Raw genomic sequence first — 18,594 nt, 5'->3', positions numbered from 1 at the left:
CGATGGACGAGCCCAACCGGTCGGATCCGATCATCGACATCGCCGACCTCTCCCGCCAGTTCACCGTGTATCGCAAGAACGGCCGCCGCTGGCGCAGGCATCGCGACACCATCACCGCCGTCGACCGGATGAGTTTCCGGGTCGAACGCGGTTCCGCGGTGGGCTATATCGGGGCCAACGGAGCGGGCAAGTCGACCACGATCAAGATGCTCACCGGCATTCTGGTGCCGACCACGGGCACCGTACGTACCTGCGGTCTGGAGCCGGTGCGCCAGCGCAGAGAACTGGCCGCGCGGATCGGTGTGGTGTTCGGGCAGCGCTCGCAGCTGTGGTGGGACCTGCCGCTGCACGAGTCGTTCTCGATCCTGGCCGCGATCCACCGCCTCGATCCCGATGTCGCCGACAAGCGCACCCACGAATTGGTGGAGCAGCTGGAAATGGCCGACACCCTCGACACCCCGGTGCGCCAGCTATCGCTCGGTCAGCGCATGCGCGCGGAAGTGGCCGCCGCGCTGTTGCATTCACCGGAGCTGGTGATCCTGGACGAACCGACGATCGGGCTGGACGTGCTGTCCAAGCAGCGATTACGCGAGTTCCTGCGCGCCGAGCGCATCGAGCGCGGCACCACCTTGCTGCTCACCACCCATGACATGGGCGATGTCGAACGACTGTGCGACCGGGTGCTCGTGGTCGATCACGGCAGGCTGGTCTACGACGGTTCGCTGCCCGGACTCGGCGCGACCGTCGGCGCGCGCCGGGTGCTGGTGGTCGACCTGGCCACACCCACACCGGACCTCGACGACCTGCCCTGCGGTGCGCAACTGCTGTCGAGCGCGGCGGGCGGTATGCGCCAGCGGCTGGCCTTCGACGCCGAGCAGACCACCGCCGCGGCATTACTGGCAGCGGTGTCGGATCGGGCGCAGGTGCGCGATCTGTCGATCGAGGAACCCGGCATCGAGGACGTGGTGCGCCGGATCTACGAGTCGGCGCGCTGAGTTCAGCTGGACGCGTTCGGGTTCCCCGCGTACATACTCACCTCGCCGCCCTCGCTGAGGAAGGCGTTGACCAGCATGATCCGCTGGGCGGCCAGTTCATCGGGCTCGGGTGCGCTGGTGGTGATGGAGATCTGCGGGATGGCGGCCCAGTTCACCACATAGCGTTGCGGCGGGCCGTCGTCGTCGGACAGGCGCGCGAGCCGGAACACCGACACCGCGCGCCGCTCCATGAGCCCACGCACGACGTCGGCGATTCGCTGCGGGTCTTCCAGCGCGAACAGGAAACCGAACGTCAACTCGGGTGAGGACACATAAGCCGGCACATTGACCGAGGTTAGTCCATGTGCAGCCGCCGTCGGCGCACACCGGGAAAATGGTTGCCACGAATGCGCCGCAGCCCTCGGTGTGAAGTGACTCGGCCGTTATGATGGATAACGATTTCTACCGAGCCCGTGTTTTGTACACCATACTATTGCGTGCCGGGGCCGAATCGCGCTTTCCTGATGGGGTCCCGATTTTCCCCGGGCCGTCTTCACCTCTGCAGCGTCGCGGATTCATTCGTCGACGCCCGGGCGGGGCTACGCCGGTGCCGGGGAATGCACTTCACGGTGACCACTGCCCGGCACCGGCGTATTCGACACGGGTGTCATCAGGGGGCCTCACATGCCGATCAATACCGGTCATCTCGCGCCGTTGCCGTCGCCCTCGGCGCTGTTGCGGGCCTTTGTGGAAGCCGGCGAGCCCGGCCCGACGCGCCACCGGGTCCTCGACGCGGCCGCCGGACTCGCCCGCTGCCACGATCGCCGGCGCACCGTGCTCGACGGCGCGCCCGGCCACCACCTCGACGACATCGACGCCGAACGCGCCGCGCTGATCGCCCGCATCGACGACTGGGTCACCACCCACGTGGCCCACCGGGCGGGCGCGTCGCTGCACACCGAGACCCTCGGCGCGGTGATCGACCGGATGGCAGCGAAATGGATCGCCGCCCAGCGTGCGCTGGGCGGCGATCCGGAGGGTCGAACGCATCTGCAGTGGTGCCGGCTGGCCGAACTCACCGACGGCTACCGAGATCTGATCACCGACGTCACCGAACACCGCAGGCGGTTGCCGGTGTGGTGATCAGCGCTGCTCGGTGGCCGGCTTCGGTTCGCCGGCCTCGCTCACCGGTTCGGTGAGCCAGGCGGGTTCGCCGAGATCAGCCGCGGGCGCGGCGTCGAGATCTTCGGCGGACTCGGCGACCTCGGCGTCGGCCGCGGCGTCACGGCGGGCGGCCGCGGCGGCCTCGTTCATCTCGATCGCGTCGGTGACGAATTCACCGATCTCCCGAGCCACCTCGACGACGGTTCCGGTGATGATGGCGGCGATATTGCCCACCCGTCGCGCACCGGAGGAGGTCAATTCCTGGACGAGATCCTTGTTGCTTTCGAATTTGCCGATCATTACACGCCCACTTCGGTTGCCTTCCGATTACGCATAACGATAACACCGGGCTTGGGGGCCCTCTTCACCAAACGATCCGGCAGCGCCAGCTGGAAGATCTTGGCCCAGACCGAACCGATCTGCTTGGAGAAACGACCCGTGTTGTAGGGCAGGCCGTACTTTTCGGCCAGCGCCTTCACCTCGGGTGCGATCTCGGGGTACCGGTTGGCCGGCAGATCGGGGAACAGGTGGTGCTCGATCTGGTGCGACAGGTTGCCCGACATGATGTGGAACAGCCGCGAACCCCGGATGTTGGCCGAACCCAGCATCTGACGCACGTACCACTCGCCGCGGGTCTCCTCGGCGGTCTCGTCCTTGGTGAAGGTCTGCACGCCCGAGGGGAAGTGACCGCAGAAGATGATCGAGTAGGTCCACACGTTGCGCACCAGGTTGGCCGCGACATTGCCCACCAGGGTGTGCACGAACAGCGGGCCGGTCAGCGCCGGGAACATCACGTAGTCCTTGAGGACCTGCTTGCCCGCCTTCTTGCCCTGCCCCTTGAGCAGCGGCTTGAGGTCGGACCACTTGCGCTTGCCCTTGACGATGTTGTCGGCCTCGAGGTCGTGCACCATCACGCCCCACTCGAACAGCACCATCAGCAGGAACGCGTACACCGGGTTGCCCAGGTAGTACGGGTGCCACTTCTGGCCCTCGTCGATGCGCAGGATGCCGTAACCGATGTCGCGGTCCATCTCGTGGATGTTGGTGTAGGTGTGGTGCATGTAGTTGTGCGAGTGCTTCCACTGGTCGGCCGGGCAGACCGTGTCCCAGTCGAATTCGCGGGAATTGATGCCGCGCTCACGCATCCAGTCGTACTGGCCGTGCATGACGTTGTGGCCGATCTCCATGTTGTCGAGGATCTTCGACACACCGAGTGCGGCGACACCGGCCAGCCAGAACGGCGGCAGGAAGCCCAGGTACATCAGCCCGCGGCCGGCGATCTCGAAACCGCGCTGGGTCCTGATGATGTTGTAGATGTAATCGCGGTCGCGTTCGCCGAGGTCGGCGACCACGCGGGCGCGCAGCTCGTCGAGTGCGGCGCCGAGCTCGTCGACCTGCTCCGGGCTCAGGATGACCGGGCCGTCTTTGCCTTCGGTGAGGATCGTCATGGCTGTATCTCCCCTGGGTTGTTTCTCGGAAATCGGTGGTCTAGAGGGCGATGTCGACGTCGCCGACGGGTGCGTTGATGCAGATCTGGATCTGCTTGTCGGGGTCGGCGTCGAGCTCGCCGGTGCGCAGGTTGCGCGTGCACCCCGAGACCTTGGTGGCGGTGCAGGAGAAGCAGATCCCCATGCGGCAGCCGTGTTCGGGGGTGAGACCGGCGGATTCGGCCTGGTCGAGCAGCGCTGCTCCGTTGTTGTCGGCAGCGACCTTGCTGCCGGAGAAGGTGATCGTGCCGGTGGCCTCGGACGGGTCGGTGGGCACGGTGGTGAGGGTGAATTCCTCACTGTGCACCCGATCCTGCAGGTCCTCGGCCTCGAAGATCGTCTGCACGGCCCGCATCAGCGGCGGCGGCCCGCAGACGAAGGTCTGTGCCTGCGCGAACCACGGCGCCACGCGGTCGAGCTCGTCGTAGTCGAAGAACCCGCTGCCGGTGGAGGTTTCACCGTCCACCACGGTACCGGGCTCCACCGGGTAGCGGTACTCCACGCGGAAGTTGGGGCGCCGGTTGGCGATCGCGGTCAGTTCGGCGCGGTGCGGCACCATCTCGGGCTGGCGCGCGTAGTGCAGGAAGGTGACCTCGCCCGCGTAGTTCTCGGCGTCGAGGGTGCGCAGCATCGACAGCACCGGGGTGATCCCGCTGCCACCGCTGACCAGCAGCACCTTCTCCGGCCGCTGCGCGGGCAGCGCGAAGACACCGGCGGCGGGCGCCAGGTCGACGACCATGCCGGGCGCGGCGTGCTCGTGCAGGTAGTTCGACACCAGCCCGCCCGGGTGCGCCTTCACGGTGATCTGCAGGTAGCGGTCGCCGCGACTCTCCGGGTCGATCGGCGAGTAGCAGCGGGTGTGGCGCACACCGTTGATGGAGACGCCGATCTGCACGTACTGGCCCGCCGTGTGACCCCGCCACTGTCGCGAAGCGCGCAGCGTGAGGGTCACCGAGCCGGGCACCGCGTGTGAGACGTGGGTGACCTCGGCGCGCAGCTCTCGCGCGGTCAGCGCGGGGCGGACGAGCTCCAGGTACCGGTCCAGCGGATGCGGCGTCGTCAACGTCTGCACCAGGTCGATCAGTCCCACCATTGCGTGTTGCCCCTCTGCGGAAGTTCCGTGAGCGTGCGGTCCAACTTTCAGTGCACGCCTGTACACTCACTAGTGTGCCGGATACCCCCGGCCCACTGTCAACCGGCAAAGATGTGAGCCGGGCAACACATCCAAGGGAGCGACTATGGTGAACGGCTGTATGCTCACCGATGTGACTGAGCAGGCAGGAACCCGGAATGAGCGCAAAGCGCACACTCGGGCAGCGCTCCTCGAGGGCACCCTGACGCTGGCCTCGGACCGCGGTTTCGCGGCGCTGAGCCTGCGCGAGATCGCGCGGTCGGCCGGCATCGTGCCGACGGCGTTCTACCGCCATTTCGCTTCACTCGACGATCTGGGCGCCACCCTGGTCGACGAAGGTGTCACCGCACTGCGCCTGGCGTTGCGCGAGGTCAGGCGCAAGCCCGACGCGCATCTGGCCGACACCGTGCGCTTCGTGTTCGACCAGGTACGCACCAAACGCGCCCTGTTCGGCTTCCTCATCCGCGAGCGTCACGGCGGGCCCGCCCCGCTGCGCCAGGCGATCGCGATGGAGATGCAGCTGATCGTGCGCGAGATCGTCGCCGACCTGTCCCGGCTGCGCGCGCTGGACTCGTGGAGCACCACCGAACTCGAGATCGCGGCCGACCTGTTGGTCACCACCGTCACCGACGGAATCGCGGCTTTCATCGCCGCCACGCCGCGCGAGGAAGCCGCCATCGTCGAGCGCACGGTCATGCAGATGCGCCTGATCGCGCTGGGCATCACCAGCTGGAAACCAGCCGAACAGCGGTGAACCACCTGGGCACCGGCCGGATCCCCGATTGTTCGGAGTACGGGTGTTCACAAAATGCGGTGCCGCAGATCGTGATATCGCACAGGTCAGCGACTCGGAGCGCGCACCGGGAGTAGGGCCAGCAGGCCGGCGGTGAGCACCACCAGCAAGCCCGCGATACCGGCACGGTCGCTCTGGAAGACCCAGACGAACAGGCCGAACAGGGCCGGGGCGAGGAACGAGACGGCGCGGCCGGTGGTGGTGTAGAGCCCGAACAGCTGGCCTTCGCGGCCGGGCGGGGCGAGACGGGTCAGGAACGAACGGGCCGAAGCCTGCGCGGGGCCGACGAAGACCGTCAGGGCCAGGCCGAAGATCCAGAACATCAGGCTGCCCGAGACCACCAGCAGCATCGCTCCGCAGGCGATCATCCCGATCAGCGAACCCACGATCACCCGCTTGGGGCCGATCCGGTCGTCGAAGCGCCCCGCCGCGATCGCCGCCGCACCCGCCACCACATTGGCGGCGATGCCGAACAACAGCACATCAGCGGCGGCGAAACCGTACACCTGCACCGCCAGCACCGCGCCGAAGGTGAACACCCCGGCCAATCCGTCCCGGAACACGGCACTGGCCAGCAGGAACCACACGGTGTGCCGATCGCTGATCCACAGGTCGCGCACATCGCGCCACAGCACCCGGTAGGAACCGAGGAATCCCACCCGCGCCGCACCCGGATCGGCATCGGTGCGGGGCAGTTCCGGTACCGCGAACAGCACCGGCAGCGCGAACAGGGTGAACCAGACCGCCGCCAGCACGATCGCCAACCGCACGTTGAGCCCCTGGTCGGTGGGCATCCCCAGCAGACCGCGGGTGTCGCCCTCGCCGGCCAGGAATCCCACGTAACAGATGAGTAGCAGCACGATGCCACCGAAATAGCCCATCGCCCAGCCGAACCCGGACACCCGCCCCACCGTGGCGGGCGTGGAGACCTGCCGCAGCATCGCGTTGTAGGGCACTCCGGCCAGTTCGAAGGTGGCCGAGGCGAACGCCAGCAGCGCCAGGCCCAGCCACAGGTCGCCATGGTCGTCGTGCACGAAGAACATCAGCGACATCGCGCCCACGGTCAGCGCCGTCAGTGTGGCCAGCGCGCGCTTGCGGGAGCCGACAGCGTCGAAATACTGCCCGCACACCGGCGCCGTCGCCGCGACCAGCAGACCGGCGGCGGCCAGCGCCCAGCCCAGCCAGGCGCTGGCCGAGATCCCACCGGGCAGGTCGTCGCCGACGGTGTCGGTGAGATACACCGAGAACACGAAGGTCAGCGTCACGGCCTGGAAGGCCGCCGACCCCCAGTCCCACAACCCCCAGGCCACTACCTGTCCGCGTCCGGCCGCCTCGCCGACGGTCTGCGACGCGCTCACCTCGGTCATGGGCGCAGCGTAATGGCGATCGACGGTTCATGCGGAGCAAACATATGAACCTGGTTGCATAGTACCGATCGTTCCGGATATTCTCCTCGCATGGCACTGGAGCACGCGCTGCTGGTCTCGCTCAGCGAACGGGCCGGCTCGGGATATGAGCTCGCTCGCCGATTCGACAAGTCGATCGGCTACTTCTGGAGTGCCACCCACCAGCAGATCTACCGGGTCCTCAAGCGTATGGAGGAAGCCGGCTGGGTGACCGTGGAATCGGTGACCCAGCACGGCAAACCCGACAAGAAGGTGTATTCGGTGGCCGCACCGGGGCACGCCGAACTGGCCCGCTGGATCGCCCAGCCCACCGACGCGGTGCCCGCGCGCGACGAGCTCGGCGTCAAGATCCGCGGCGCCGCCCACGGCGACATCGAGGCGGTGTGTGCCGAGGTGGCCCGCCATCGCACCCAGCACGCCGAGCGGCTCGACGAGTTCCGGCTCAGTGAAAAGAAATTCTTCCCCGTGCCGGACCAGCTCTCCGGCACCGCCCTGCACCAGTATCTGGTGCTGCGCGCGGGCATCCGCGCGGAGTCCGGCTACGTCGAATGGTGCGACGAAGTACTGCAGGCCCTGCGACCGCGAAAAGGTGAACACCGCCCATGACTGCTTATCCCCACCTGTTCGAGCCACTCGACCTCGGCCACACCACCCTGCGCAACCGGGTGGTCATGGGCTCCATGCACACCGGCCTCGAAGACCGCGCCTGGGACACCAACAAGCTCGCCGCCTACTTCGCCGAACGGGCGCGCGGCGGCGTGGGCCTGATCATCACCGGCGGTTACGCCCCCAACCGCACCGGCTGGCTGGCACCACTGGGCGGCAAACTCACCAACAAGACCGAGGCCTACCGGCACCGCGCCATCACCAAGGCGGTGCACGCCGAGGGCGGCAAGATCGCCATCCAGATCCTGCACGCGGGCCGCTACTCCTACATGCCGACCAGTGTGTCGGCCTCGGCGGTGAAGTCGGCGATCAACCCGTTCAAACCGCGCGCCCTGTCGGGCAAGGGTGTCGAGAAGACCATCGACGACTACGTGCGCTGCGCCGGGCTGGCGAAGTTCGCCGGCTACGACGGTTGCGAGATCATGGGCGGTGAGGGCTACTTCCTCAACCAGTTCCTGGCGCCGCGAGTGAACAAGCGCACCGACAAGTGGGGCGGGACCGCGGAGAACCGGCGCAGGCTGCCGGTGGAGATCGCCAAGCGTATCCGCGCCGAGGTCGGCCCCGATTTCATCATCGTGTTCCGGTTGTCGATGGCCGAACTGGTGGACAAGGGCCAGACCTTCGACGAGATCATCGCCCTGGCACAGGAGCTCGAGGCCGTCGGCGTCGACATCCTCAACACCGACATCGGCTGGCACGAGGCACGAGTGCCCACCATCGTCACCTCGGTGCCGCGGGCGGCGTTCGTCGAGTTCACCGCCAAGATCGCCCGCAAGGTGAACATCCCGGTGTGCGCCTCGAACCGGATCAACATGCCCGAGATCGCCGAGGAGATCCTCACCCGCGGTGACGCGGCGCTGATCTCGCTGGCGCGCCCGCTGCTGGCCGACCCCGAGTGGGCGAACAAGGCGCGCGGTGACCGGGCCGACGAGATCAACACCTGCATCGCCTGCAACCAGGCCTGCCTCGATCACGCCTTCAGCAACAAGAAGGTGTCGTGCCTGGTCAACCCGCGTGCGGCCAGCGAGACCACGCTGCAGCTGCTGCCGACCCGGCGCAGCAAACGCGTCGCCGTGGTGGGGGCGGGACCGGCCGGGCTGTCGGCGGCGGTGAGCCTGGCCGAGCGCGGCCATCACGTTGACCTGTTCGAGGCCGACGACAAGATCGGCGGCCAGTTCGACATCGCCCGCCGCATCCCCGGCAAGGAAGAGTTCGACGAGTCGATCCGCTACTTCCGCCGCAAGATCGAACTCACCGGTGTCACCCTGCATCTGGCCAAGCGGGTCGGTGCCGAGGAATTGATCGCGGGCGACTACGACTCGGTGATCCTGGCGACCGGTGTGCGCCCGCGCATCCCCAACATCCCCGGGATCGATCATCCGATGGTGCTGTCCTACGCCGAACTGGTGAAGGAAGCGAAGCCGGTCGGCAAGAAGGTGGCGGTGATCGGCGCCGGCGGCATCGGCTACGACGTGAGCGAATACCTCACCGTCGAGGGCCACCCCACGCTCAAGCTCGACGAGTGGAAAGAGGAATGGGGCGTCGACGCCGACGACGAGCAGGTCCGCGGCCAGCTCAAGGCGCCCAACCCCTCCCCCGCGGCCCGCGATGTGGTGCTGCTGCAACGCAAGTCGACCCCGTTCGGCAAGGACCTCGGCAAGACCTCGGGCTGGGTGCATCGCGCCGCGCTCAAAGCCAAGGGTGTGGAGCACGTCGGCGGGGTGAACTACGAACGCATCGACGACGCGGGCCTGCACATCAGCTTCGGTGAGCAGCGGGAGAACCCGCGCGTGCTCGAGGTCGACAACGTGATCGTCTGCGCCGGACAGGAATCGGTGCGCGAGCTCGAGGAACCGCTGCGCGCCGCCGGAGTCGAACTGCACCTCATCGGTGGCGCCGACCTGGCCGCCGAACTGGATGCCAAGCGCGCCATCGACCAGGGCACCCGCCTGGCCGCGCGCCTCTGACCTCCCCCTGACCCGGTCGTCCGACGCGACGGGCGACCGTCACACCCCGCCCACCGAACTCGCATCCGGTGGGCGGGGTGTGCTATTTGGCCGCGACCTCGGCGGGCGCCTTGTCTTCGCGGGCGTCGTCATCGGCGGGCAGCGGGTCGGTGGTCTCCTCTTTCCGGTCGGCATCGGGCGAGCCCGCCAGGTAGCCGGCGACGATGCCGAGCAGGGTGAACGCGGCGATCTTGATCCCCTGATCCTCCGGCTCGACATCGAGGGCCACCAGCAGCAGAGCGAATCCGCCCAGCGCCACGAAGCCGTACAGCTTCATGAAACCGGCAGGCAGCCCACGGCGGCGCTGGTTGGTGGTGAGCACGCGCATGAGCACGGCGAGCAGCAGCACCGCACCGGCGAAAGAGACGATCACGATCATCTGCGTCAGTGTCGATGACACGGAGGTGCCTCCTGATTCGGTGGCCGCACTTGTCGGCTCGGGTCGAAAAGGGCAAGGGTAGTCGGTGGCCGATTCGGATCCCACGGCAGCGCAGAGGGATTCAGCGACGCAGCGCGATCCGGCCACGCAGCGCGGTCCGGGTGCGCAGCGCGGTCCGGGTGCGCAGCGCGATCCGGGTGCGCAGCGCGATCCGGGTGCGCAGCGCGATCCGGGTGCGCAGCGCGATCCGGGTGCGCAGCGCGATCCGGGTGCGCAGCGCGATCCGGGTGCGCAGGACAATCAGGGTGCGCCGGGCGATCGGGGTGGCAGGACAATCAGGGGGCGCCGGGGTCCAGGTGCGCCGCGCCATCGAGATGCGCCGGGCGATCCGGGTGCGCCGGGTGCGTCGGGGCGATCGGGGCGCGCAGGGCGATCTGGGTGCGCAGGGCGATCCGGGGTGCACTCAGGCCGCCGCGGCCCGTACCGTGGCGAGCAGGTCCTGCCCGGCGGGACTGATGTACCAGTGCAGGTGCCCGATCAGCCAATCGCGGTAGGCGATTTCGGCATTGTGCGGATCGTGGGCGACGGTGAGGAAGTAGTCGATCTCGGAGAGTTCGTAGCCGATGTGCACCAGGGGCAGCAGGTCGGTGAGCAGGGTTTGTTCACCCGCGGCCAGTGGTCGCACCGATCGGTAAGCCTCGATCAGGGCCGTGATCTGGTCGGTGCGGACGTGGGCCGGACCGCCGTCGCGCAGCGAAACCCAGTCGACCGCACTGCGTTCGACCGCGGTGGCCAGGTCGAACATGGCAGTGGTGCGGTCGGCCAGGCCGAAGTCGATCACCGAGGAAACCTCGTGGGATTGCCACAGCAGGTTGGTGGGGTGCCAGTCGCCGTGGGTCCACAGCGGAGTCGCGGCGGTGAGATCGGCGCGCAGGTCGGGGACTTCGGTGCGCCAGTCACGGTCGGCGAGGAAGCGGGCGAGGGCGGGACGGCGAGCGATGTGCCAGTCGACGGCGCTGATCACGCCACCGTGCATGGTGGACACCAGTGGGCGGGCCGGTCGTGGCGGTGCATCGAAACCCGTTGCGGCCAGGTGCAGTCGGGCCAGCATCGCGCCCGCTGCTGCCGCGTCGACAGTGTCGCGGTACGGCGACCACGAGAAGTCCTCGCGGTACCGGTCCTCGCCGACCCCCGCGCGCTGCACCTCGTAGACGAAGCCCCCAGCCGCTTCCTGCCCGGTCCGGCCGCGACCAGCATCGCCGGTGGTGAGTTGCCGAGAGGCCGCCTCGCCCTCTATCGAGTCACGCCCGGAACCACCTGTCGCGGATCGCCGAACAACCACCTCACGCTCTGTCGAGTCATGCCCCGAACCACCTGTCGCGGATCGCCGAACAACCACCTCACGCTCTGTCGAGTCATGCCCCGAACCACCTGTCGCGGATCGCCGAACAACCACTTCGCCCTCTGCCGAGTCACGCCGGGAATCGCGCTTCGCGGATCGCCGAGCCGCCACCTCATTCGCTGTCGAGTCAGGCCCGGAGTTGCCCGGCGCAGATCGCCGAGCAACTGTTCCAGAGAGCCGGTCGCCGACGACAGCCCGCGCTTCGGGCACCGGAATCCCCGCTGCGCGCAGATGTGCCGTGAAGCGGTGCTCCTCGGCCAGTGCCGCCTCGTCGCGCAATCGCAACGGCAACCGCTTCACCACCAGACGCGCGCCGTCGGAGCACCGCACCCCGACCGTCGACGACAGCGGACGCGGGCTGCGCCATTCGATCACCAGCGGCTGCGCGCCACCCCAGGTGGCTGCGACAGCGTGGGCGACCTCGTCCTCGGTGAGCGCGGGCCAGGTGGGCCGGGCTCGTTCCTGCTCACCCATGCCGAAGACCTGGTCGTCAGCCATTGCCGCACCAGCTCCGGCCGAAAGCCGCCCCGGTCGTCGGACGCGCCGTGTAGAAGGACAACGGTGCCACCGAGCGCAACCGGGCGGAATGAACGCCGAGGGTCCGCTCGCCGGTCGACCAGCCGTCCCCCCACCGAGCCGACCCAGGATCCACCACGTGCGTCGGCCGGCTCACGAGCACTGCGGCCGCGCGCGTCGCCGTGTGCGGCAGTCGGCCGGTCCGGTCGGCGAGGGTGCGCGGCGATGACGAGTCCATGGTCATAACGCCTCTCATGCTATTGCCGAGCCACCGGTTTCCCCTCGATCCACCGACCGAGCCCCGCCCCACCACCGGCGACGGTCACCACGACGCGGGCACCGCACCCCGGTACTGATCCCCTAAGCTCCCCGTGTGAGCTTGCCCTCCCCCACTGCAGACAATCGTGCCGTCGTCACCGGCGCGTCCTCCGGCATCGGCACCGCGCTGGCCGCCGAATTGGCCGGCCGCGGTTACTCGCTGATCCTCGTCGCCCGCCGCGGTGACATCTTGACCGAGCTGGCCCAGCGGCTGACGCTGGCGCACGGCATCACCGCCGAGGTCCGCGCCGTGGACCTGGCCGACCGCGCCCAGCGCGCGAGCCTCGTCGAGGAGCTCGCGGTGCGCGATATCGCCGTGCTGTGCAACAACGCGGGCATCGCCACCTTCGGCCCGGTCGCCGAGCTCGACTTCGCCTACGAGCGGGCACAGATGGAGCTCAACGCCACCGCCGTGCACGACCTCACCCTGGCCGTGCTGCCCGGCATGCTCGAGCGCAAGGCGGGCGGGATCCTGATCAGTGGTTCGGCGGCGGGCAACATGCCGATCCCGAACAACGCCACCTACGCCGCGTCGAAAGCGTTCGCGAACACCTTCTCCGAGTCGCTGCGCGGCGAGCTCAAGGGCACCGGCGTGCACGTCACCCTGCTGGCGCCCGGCCCGGTCCGCACCGAAACCCCCGCGCCGGAAGATCAGTCGATCGTCGACAAGATGGTCCCCGACTTCCTGTGGGTCTCCTCCGAATACACCGCCAAGGTGTCCATCGACGCGCTGGCCCGCAACAAGATGCGCATCGTCCCCGGCCTGATCAGCAAGGGAATGAGCGTGGCGGGCAACTACGGCCCGCGCTCGTTCACCGCCCCGGTCGCCGGCGCGTTCTACAAAAAGCTGGGCGGCTAGGTCCATCTCGGCGCCGGTCCCGCCGGACGCACCACACACCTGCCGCCCGGATCCGGACTCGCACCGATAGGGTTGCTCGCGTGTCCGACAAACTCCTGGTCTGGATGGATTGCGAGATGACGGGGCTCCGTCTCGACAGCGACAAGCTGATCGAGATCGCCGCGCTCGTAACCGACAGCGACCTCAACATTCTCGGTGACGGTGTCGACATCGTCATCCACGCCGACGACGCCGCACTGGCCTGCATGCCACCGGTGGTCGCCGACATGCACGCGAAGTCCGGGCTCACCGAGGAGGTTCGGCGTTCCACCGTCACCCTCGAGCAAGCCCAGCAGCAGGTGCTCGACTACATCCGCGAGTACGCGCCCACCGCGCGCACGGTGCCGCTGTGCGGTAACTCCATCGCGACCGACCGCGGGTTCATCGCCCGCGACATGCCGGAACTGGACGCGCACCTGCACTACCGGATGGTCGACGTGAGCTCCATCAAGGAGCTGTGCCGTCGCTGGTACCCGCGCATCTACTTCGGGCAGCCGGAGAAGGGCCTGGCTCACCGCGCGCTGGCCGACATCAAGGAATCCATCCGCGAGCTCGAGTACTACCGCCGCACCGTGTTCGTGGCGCCGCCCGGACCGTCGAGCACCGAGATCGCGACCGTCGCCGCGGCGGTCACCGAAGCCGTTGATGTCACCGGAACGAGCCCCCAACCAGCGGATTAGGGACTGGGGCCACATACGCGCTAGTATTTACCGCGCCGGTGCAGAACCGGATATGGTGACCGTAGTTCAGTTGGTAGAGCACCAGGTTGTGATCCTGGCTGTCGCGGGTTCGAGTCCCGTCGGTCACCCGAGAGAGAAGGCCCGGTCCCCAGGGACCGGGCCTTCTTCGTGTGCGTGACCGATCGAGTGTGCAGCGTCCCGGCGTGGGCCGCGGCGCGAACGAGGACACGCGGCAACCATCAACGACCGGAACGTGCGTCAGCGGGCACGGTGGTCGATCCCCGCACTCGCCCGGCTCGCTCGGTGCCTGCGTACCGCCGACCGGTTCGCGCACGCCGGACTGCAGAACCGGCGGCGGCCGTTGCGGGACGTGTCGGCGAAGACCCGGGGGCACCCGTCGGCGGTGCAGGTACCGAGGCGGTCCATGCCGAGACCGGTCAGATGTAGTGCGGTGCCGACGGTGAGCAGGGCGGCGATCTGACGGTCGGTGGTGGCGGACGGGTCGCGGAAGTGCAGGTGCCAGCCGTCACCGACGTGGTCGGTGAGCCAGGGGGCCGTGGCGTACTCGGCGAGCAGCGTATTGAGCAACAGGGCACGCTCCGCGCGGTCGGCGCATTCGACGACGCGCCGCCAACGGGCCAGGAACGCCGTCACCGCGGCGAACTCGGCGTCGGTCGGCACCGCCGCCAGCACAAGGCCGGCCGCCGCACAGCGCCTGCCCAGTTCCTCGGCGTCAGCGCACGGATCGTTGAGGAGCCCGACGCCGAGTTGCACCGGCTCCCGTCCGTAATGGTTGTAATGCACAATGCCATTACAGCACGCTGGAGTCATGAGCAGGCACAGCACGCACACCTGGTGGATCGAGTCATGCCACCGGACCAGCGACGGACTCGTCGCCTACCAGCGCTGCCGGTGTGGTGCGCGCCGGGTCGCCCTCGGCGGTGCCGGTGTCGGCATCACGGCCGAACTGTGGGGCGAGGAACCGGAAACGGCCGCGACGGCGTAGTCGACGGGTCGATGACGAAGATCACGTCGGCGGGCTAAGCTCTGGACGGCTGCCCAGATGTGGGGCAGATCTCGTCAGAGCGGAAAGACCATCAGATGAAGCGTTCCACCGTCGTCGCGGCCTTCGTGGCCGCCACCGCACTGGGCCCGATCGCAGGCTCCGCCGCCGCAGCAGCGCCCGGCCTGCCCCTCACCGCGTTCACCACCGACGGGCCCGAGCTCGGGTTACCGGGAGCGCCGGAGTCGGGGTCGGCGCAGAGCGGGTCCACCACCGGACTGGAGACGACGGGTTCCTCCGGCACCGGCTCGGCGGGCCTGCCCAACCTCGACCGCCTCCTGTTCGGCGGCCGCATCCTGTGCGGCGCCCTGGGCAGCGCGCTCGCCGTCGCGGGCGAAGCGATGATGGACTGCAGCGATCTCCCCACTCCGGCCTGAGACACCCCGGATACACCGAAGGGCCACCGGAAGCACCCGGTGGCCCTTGGTCTTTTCGGCTCAGGAGATGTCGGCGTTGCCCGCCTTCCATTCCGACCACGGAATGTTCCAGTCGCCGAGGCCGTCGACACCCGACAACGTGCCACCCACCGTGTTCTTCACGATCGTGATGTCACCACGCTTGGCGTTCTCGTACACCCAGCGCGCGTTCGCCGGACTCAGGTTGAGGCAGCCGTGGCTGGTGTTGGAGTAGCCCTGCTGCCCCACCGACCACGGTGCCGAATGGAAGAAGATGCCGCTGTAGGAGATCCGCGTCGCGAAATCCACCTCGGTCCGGTAGCCGTCGGCCGAGTCCACCGCCACACCGTAGGTCGAGGAATCCATCACCATCTCCGCGAACTTGTCGCCGACGATGTAGATACCGTTGTCGGTCGGCGTGGAGTTCTTGCCCATCGAGGTCGGCATGGTCTTGACCACCTCACCGTTGCGCTCCACCGTCACCTGCTTGGTGTTGTCGTCGGCGGTGAAGATCATCGCGTCACCGATGGTGAAGTAGGAATGGATGTCGTCCTGGCCGTACACACCCTTGCCCAGGTCCTTGCCGTAGACGTTCACATCCACGGTCACCCGCGTGCCCGGCGCCCAGTAGTGCTCGGGCCGCCACCGCACCTCACGGTTGTTCACCCAGTAGAAGGCGCCTTCGACCGGCGGCTCGGTGGTGATCGTGATCGCTTCCTGCGCGGCGCGACGGTCGGGGATGTTCTCATCGAACTGGACCGCCACCGGCTGGCCGATGCCCACCTCGGCACCCTCGCCGGGCATCAGATACGGCTTGGTCTGGTTGTTCGGAGAGCTGGTGGTGAAGCTCAGGGTGGCCGAGTTCAGTCCGCCCAGACCCATCGCCGTGGCCGCGAGCTGGTAGGTCTTCCCGTAGCCGAGCACCTCGGTGGTGGCCCACGAGCGCCCGTCGGGCGCGAGCTCACCCGACACCGCGGTCCCCTGCTGGTTGGTCAGCGTCACCTCGGTGAACTTGCCGTCCTCCACCTGGAACGCCAGCGGCATCGCCGGCGACACCCCGACCTGCCCGTCCTTGACCTCGGAGACCAGTTTCGGCTTGATGAGCTCGGTGACCGGATTGCGATCGATCGCCACCTCCACCCCGGCGCCACCGGCCGCCGAACACGCCGACGCGGCCAGCGCGAACACCGCCAGCAGTGCCACCGGCCAGAAAGCCCGCAGTGACCGAGGTTTCCCCCGCTTCTTACCCATGTCCAACCCCGTTTCCGTACCGACGCGATATCCGTGCGCCGCAGATCCCACCGACCGGATCGCTGCTGCCATCCGTACCGGCGGGGGCGACCGAGATCGTCGTCCCGCCATTCTGCCAGCCCGCCTGGTCGCCACCAACGTCGAAAGCCCGCCGACACGACCAAGTCACACTCGTTAGATAGGCACAGAGCCCCTCACCGTTAACAACCCGGGCACTGTGACGTTGCCGCTGGTCAGCGCCCGATTTCACTTTCCGGCCCAGCACCTGTTAATGTTTGTTCCGCACCGGAGAGCGGGGCCAGCGGAGAAGCCGAGAGGCTCTCCCTAGAGTCGCGATCCGAGCAACTGTGTAGCAAGCACAGTATGCAGCAGATCCAGCGCCATTAGCTCAATTGGCAGAGCAGCTGACTCTTAATCAGCGGGTTCGGGGTTCGAGTCCCTGATGGCGCACAACAGGAAGCCCCTGACCAGGCACGACGGTCAGGGGCTTCCTTCGTTGACCCATCTGAACACGCCGTCACCAAGAAAACACCAAGATTTCGTCCCAGCCCTCCTCTGCTCCTCTGCTACCCCCGCCGGTCCCCAACAGTGGTTGGGTGCTGCGTCAGCGCACCTTCAGGTGCCATCGGTACCTGTCGGTGTGTGATGCAACACCATCTGGCGGCAGGGTGGATCTTCGATGGCCGGTAGAACATGAACAGGCTGATCGGGTTCGAGATGCCGCCGACGCGGTGAGCCGTACATCAATGCCCGTCGTGCCCTCCTCGACCCGAGAACGAAACAGGGCGGAGCGCGGAGCTACGAGATGAAGATCGCCGAGGCGCAAGACATCCTCGACACTCTGCTAGCCAAAGACTCGATTTATGATTCGCATCACTTTATGCTGGAGCTCGGGCGGTGCAGACTGGTGTCCGCCTCCATTTCGCCTGCAACTGCATCTAGATCGAACCGTTCGATGCCCTCTCAACCGGCTGAGACTGCTTCGCTATCCGGGTGACAGCATCACCGATGCCAGGTGACTGCCCGCCTTCGGACTCATACCGATTGCCACACGTTCTCTGGTGCACAGGTTCTGGCGGCGTGGCTCAGGTCAGGTAGTCCGGGAGCCCGTTACCGGTTGCGCGGCGGTCCGGCGAGAGGTGCTCGGACATTCCTTTGCCGTCGAGAAAGACGCCCCCGAGACGGGTGTTCTTGTCCAGCACGGCGTGCGATTCAAGATCGAGGTAGTCGGGCGGGTTCGGCCAGAGCCGCGTAACCAACCCTTTTGCCTCGAAAGGATGAACGATGTCGTGCAACGGATGGTGGACGAGCTGGAAGAAGACAATGCGCGTAGTCCCGGGCAAATCGAACCCGATCGCCACGGACTGCCCTGTGCCTCCACTTCCATCGCTTCGCGCTGTGCTGCGAAGCCATACCGGGTCGAACTCAGGATCAGGCTGCCCCATGGCGTCGATCACCGCGACCCACAGCGACAGGTCATCCGCGAGTTCACCGCGACTGATCGCCGCAAGAACCTCTGGCGGATAGTCCGACCATTCGCCGGGAAGGCGGCGGGGGTCACGCGGATTGGGACCGACTTCGCCGACAGCACGTGACGCGTACACCCCGTGTACCGCGGCGGGGTGTACGTACATCGCGAGAGTCTTTGCGACCCAACGCGAGAAGTTCCTCACCTCAGCTGCCGTATCGAGCGGATGAAGGTCATTGAGCAGCCGACGAGCTGGCTCTTTGGCAAGTTTTTCGAAGGCCTTGTCGAGTCCGTTGTTGCAGTCTAGGCAGCATGACCCGCCATATCTTGTCACTCTGTATCGGACGCTGGGCTCTCGTAAGCAGAGGTTCGCCGTTGATCGAAGCGGTGAATGGGCCCTGGCCGTCCCACCGCGCCAAAAACCAGGATGCGAGAGCATGCTCGCGGGAGTTATTGGGGCCGGCGCAGAACACACAGAGGCGCTGCTCAGTCATGGCGGCGATGGTACCGCGGACCATGTCTCGTTACGACTGAAATCGTAAACCGCCACCGAGCAGTCCTTCGTAGCCACCGTCGCGCAACGATCAGTACGGATT

At 67.4% G+C, this 18,594-nt stretch carries 20 protein-coding genes and 2 tRNA genes; 11 read left to right on the top strand and 11 right to left on the bottom strand.

All coding sequences use genetic code 11. The annotated features are described in order from the left end of the window. Positions 1 to 2 precede the first annotated feature (2 nt). Positions 3 to 995: an ABC transporter ATP-binding protein gene (locus tag ACFO5K_RS22820; protein WP_378566664.1), complete on the top strand. Its 993-nt coding sequence runs from the start codon at positions 3 to 5 to the stop codon at positions 993 to 995. A gap of 2 nt (positions 996 to 997) precedes the next feature. Here the strand turns inward: ACFO5K_RS22820 and ACFO5K_RS22815 are convergent, their stop codons facing one another. Beyond that, positions 998 to 1,318 carry a hypothetical protein gene (locus ACFO5K_RS22815; RefSeq protein WP_378566661.1) on the bottom strand — a complete coding sequence of 107 codons (321 nt, stop codon included), beginning with the start codon at positions 1,316 to 1,318 and terminating at the stop codon, positions 998 to 1,000. 340 nt (positions 1,319 to 1,658) lie between these two features. Here ACFO5K_RS22815 and ACFO5K_RS22810 point away from each other — a divergent pair, with 340 nt between their 5' ends. Further along, positions 1,659 to 2,117 (top strand): DUF4254 domain-containing protein, encoded by a 459-nt coding sequence (locus tag ACFO5K_RS22810; protein WP_378566658.1) that lies wholly within the window; start codon positions 1,659 to 1,661, stop codon positions 2,115 to 2,117. On the opposite strand, the gene ACFO5K_RS22805 is transcribed toward ACFO5K_RS22810, so the two are convergent. From ACFO5K_RS22805 to ACFO5K_RS22795, 3 genes are read right to left on the bottom strand one after another with little or no spacing between them, the layout of a single operon-like run. Continuing rightward, on the bottom strand, positions 2,118 to 2,438 hold the full coding sequence (locus ACFO5K_RS22805) for a hypothetical protein (RefSeq protein ID WP_378566655.1): 321 nt from the start codon (positions 2,436 to 2,438) through the stop codon (positions 2,118 to 2,120). After that, entirely contained in the window at positions 2,438 to 3,586 is a 1,149-nt protein-coding gene (locus ACFO5K_RS22800) for a fatty acid desaturase family protein (protein WP_378566652.1), read from the bottom strand. Before ACFO5K_RS22800 ends, ACFO5K_RS22805 begins: the two co-directional genes overlap by 1 nt. Before the next feature lie 40 nt (positions 3,587 to 3,626). Beyond that, positions 3,627 to 4,718: a ferredoxin reductase gene (locus tag ACFO5K_RS22795; protein ID WP_378566649.1), complete on the bottom strand. Its 1,092-nt coding sequence runs from the start codon at positions 4,716 to 4,718 to the stop codon at positions 3,627 to 3,629. Positions 4,719 to 4,863: 145 nt separating this feature from the next. On the opposite strand from ACFO5K_RS22795, the gene ACFO5K_RS22790 reads away from it, so the two are divergent. Then, entirely contained in the window at positions 4,864 to 5,511 is a 648-nt protein-coding gene (locus ACFO5K_RS22790) for a TetR family transcriptional regulator (RefSeq protein WP_378566647.1), read from the top strand. Between the two features lie 86 nt (positions 5,512 to 5,597). On the opposite strand, the gene ACFO5K_RS22785 is transcribed toward ACFO5K_RS22790, so the two are convergent. After that, complete coding sequence (locus ACFO5K_RS22785) at positions 5,598 to 6,917, bottom strand: MFS transporter (RefSeq protein WP_378566644.1); 1,320 nt, start codon at positions 6,915 to 6,917, stop codon at positions 5,598 to 5,600. 90 nt (positions 6,918 to 7,007) lie between these two features. Here ACFO5K_RS22785 and ACFO5K_RS22780 point away from each other — a divergent pair, with 90 nt between their 5' ends. Next, positions 7,008 to 7,562 carry a PadR family transcriptional regulator gene (locus ACFO5K_RS22780; RefSeq protein WP_378566641.1) on the top strand — a complete coding sequence of 185 codons (555 nt, stop codon included), beginning with the start codon at positions 7,008 to 7,010 and terminating at the stop codon, positions 7,560 to 7,562. Beyond that, positions 7,559 to 9,589: an FAD-dependent oxidoreductase gene (locus ACFO5K_RS22775; protein WP_378566638.1), complete on the top strand. Its 2,031-nt coding sequence runs from the start codon at positions 7,559 to 7,561 to the stop codon at positions 9,587 to 9,589. Before ACFO5K_RS22780 ends, ACFO5K_RS22775 begins: the two co-directional genes overlap by 4 nt. An 82-nt stretch (positions 9,590 to 9,671) precedes the next feature. Here the strand turns inward: ACFO5K_RS22775 and ACFO5K_RS22770 are convergent, their stop codons facing one another. The 3 genes from ACFO5K_RS22770 to ACFO5K_RS22760 all read right to left on the bottom strand — a co-directional run bounded on the left by ACFO5K_RS22770 (position 9,672) and on the right by ACFO5K_RS22760 (position 11,907). Further along, positions 9,672 to 10,028: a hypothetical protein gene (locus ACFO5K_RS22770; RefSeq protein WP_378566635.1), complete on the bottom strand. Its 357-nt coding sequence runs from the start codon at positions 10,026 to 10,028 to the stop codon at positions 9,672 to 9,674. Between the two features lie 100 nt (positions 10,029 to 10,128). After that, positions 10,129 to 10,377: a hypothetical protein gene (locus tag ACFO5K_RS22765; RefSeq protein WP_378566632.1), complete on the bottom strand. Its 249-nt coding sequence runs from the start codon at positions 10,375 to 10,377 to the stop codon at positions 10,129 to 10,131. 93 nt (positions 10,378 to 10,470) lie between these two features. Then, positions 10,471 to 11,907: a phosphotransferase gene (locus ACFO5K_RS22760; protein WP_378566629.1), complete on the bottom strand. Its 1,437-nt coding sequence runs from the start codon at positions 11,905 to 11,907 to the stop codon at positions 10,471 to 10,473. Between the two features lie 391 nt (positions 11,908 to 12,298). Here ACFO5K_RS22760 and cmrA point away from each other — a divergent pair, with 391 nt between their 5' ends. The 3 genes from cmrA (at position 12,299) to ACFO5K_RS22745 (ending at position 13,949) form a co-directional block, all read left to right on the top strand. Then, positions 12,299 to 13,102, top strand: a complete 804-nt coding sequence (gene cmrA, locus ACFO5K_RS22755) for a mycolate reductase (protein WP_378566626.1) — start codon at positions 12,299 to 12,301, stop codon at positions 13,100 to 13,102. 80 nt (positions 13,103 to 13,182) lie between these two features. Beyond that, positions 13,183 to 13,821 (top strand): oligoribonuclease, encoded by a 639-nt coding sequence (gene orn / locus ACFO5K_RS22750; protein ID WP_378566623.1) that lies wholly within the window; start codon positions 13,183 to 13,185, stop codon positions 13,819 to 13,821. A gap of 55 nt (positions 13,822 to 13,876) precedes the next feature. Further along, positions 13,877 to 13,949, top strand: a tRNA-His gene (locus tag ACFO5K_RS22745). 130 nt (positions 13,950 to 14,079) lie between these two features. On the opposite strand, the gene ACFO5K_RS22740 is transcribed toward ACFO5K_RS22745, so the two are convergent. Then, positions 14,080 to 14,625, bottom strand: coding sequence for a CGNR zinc finger domain-containing protein (locus ACFO5K_RS22740; protein WP_378566620.1), 546 nt, complete (start codon positions 14,623 to 14,625; stop codon positions 14,080 to 14,082). A 25-nt stretch (positions 14,626 to 14,650) separates the two neighbouring features. On the opposite strand from ACFO5K_RS22740, the gene ACFO5K_RS22735 reads away from it, so the two are divergent. Together ACFO5K_RS22735 and ACFO5K_RS22730 are read left to right on the top strand one after the other, a co-directional pair. Next, complete coding sequence (locus ACFO5K_RS22735; protein ID WP_378566619.1) at positions 14,651 to 14,827, top strand: hypothetical protein; 177 nt, start codon at positions 14,651 to 14,653, stop codon at positions 14,825 to 14,827. 95 nt (positions 14,828 to 14,922) lie between these two features. After that, the gene (locus ACFO5K_RS22730) at positions 14,923 to 15,261 is read left to right on the top strand and encodes a hypothetical protein (protein ID WP_378566618.1); all 339 of its coding nucleotides are present in this window, start codon (positions 14,923 to 14,925) and stop codon (positions 15,259 to 15,261) included. A 60-nt stretch (positions 15,262 to 15,321) separates the two neighbouring features. On the opposite strand, the gene ACFO5K_RS22725 is transcribed toward ACFO5K_RS22730, so the two are convergent. Then, positions 15,322 to 16,530: a L,D-transpeptidase gene (locus ACFO5K_RS22725; protein WP_378566615.1), complete on the bottom strand. Its 1,209-nt coding sequence runs from the start codon at positions 16,528 to 16,530 to the stop codon at positions 15,322 to 15,324. 377 nt (positions 16,531 to 16,907) lie between these two features. Here ACFO5K_RS22725 and ACFO5K_RS22720 point away from each other — a divergent pair. Continuing rightward, positions 16,908 to 16,980 (top strand) — tRNA-Lys (locus tag ACFO5K_RS22720). A gap of 635 nt (positions 16,981 to 17,615) precedes the next feature. On the opposite strand, the gene ACFO5K_RS22715 is transcribed toward ACFO5K_RS22720, so the two are convergent. Beyond that, complete coding sequence (locus ACFO5K_RS22715; protein ID WP_378566613.1) at positions 17,616 to 18,164, bottom strand: hypothetical protein; 549 nt, start codon at positions 18,162 to 18,164, stop codon at positions 17,616 to 17,618. Positions 18,165 to 18,594: the final 430 nt, after the last annotated feature.

This window comes from Nocardia halotolerans (genome assembly GCF_042650145.1).
Lineage (GTDB): Bacteria > Actinomycetota > Actinomycetes > Mycobacteriales > Mycobacteriaceae > Nocardia > Nocardia halotolerans.
The sequence above is the reverse complement of the archived record's forward strand: the minus strand, read 5'-3'. Positions and strand labels throughout refer to the sequence as shown.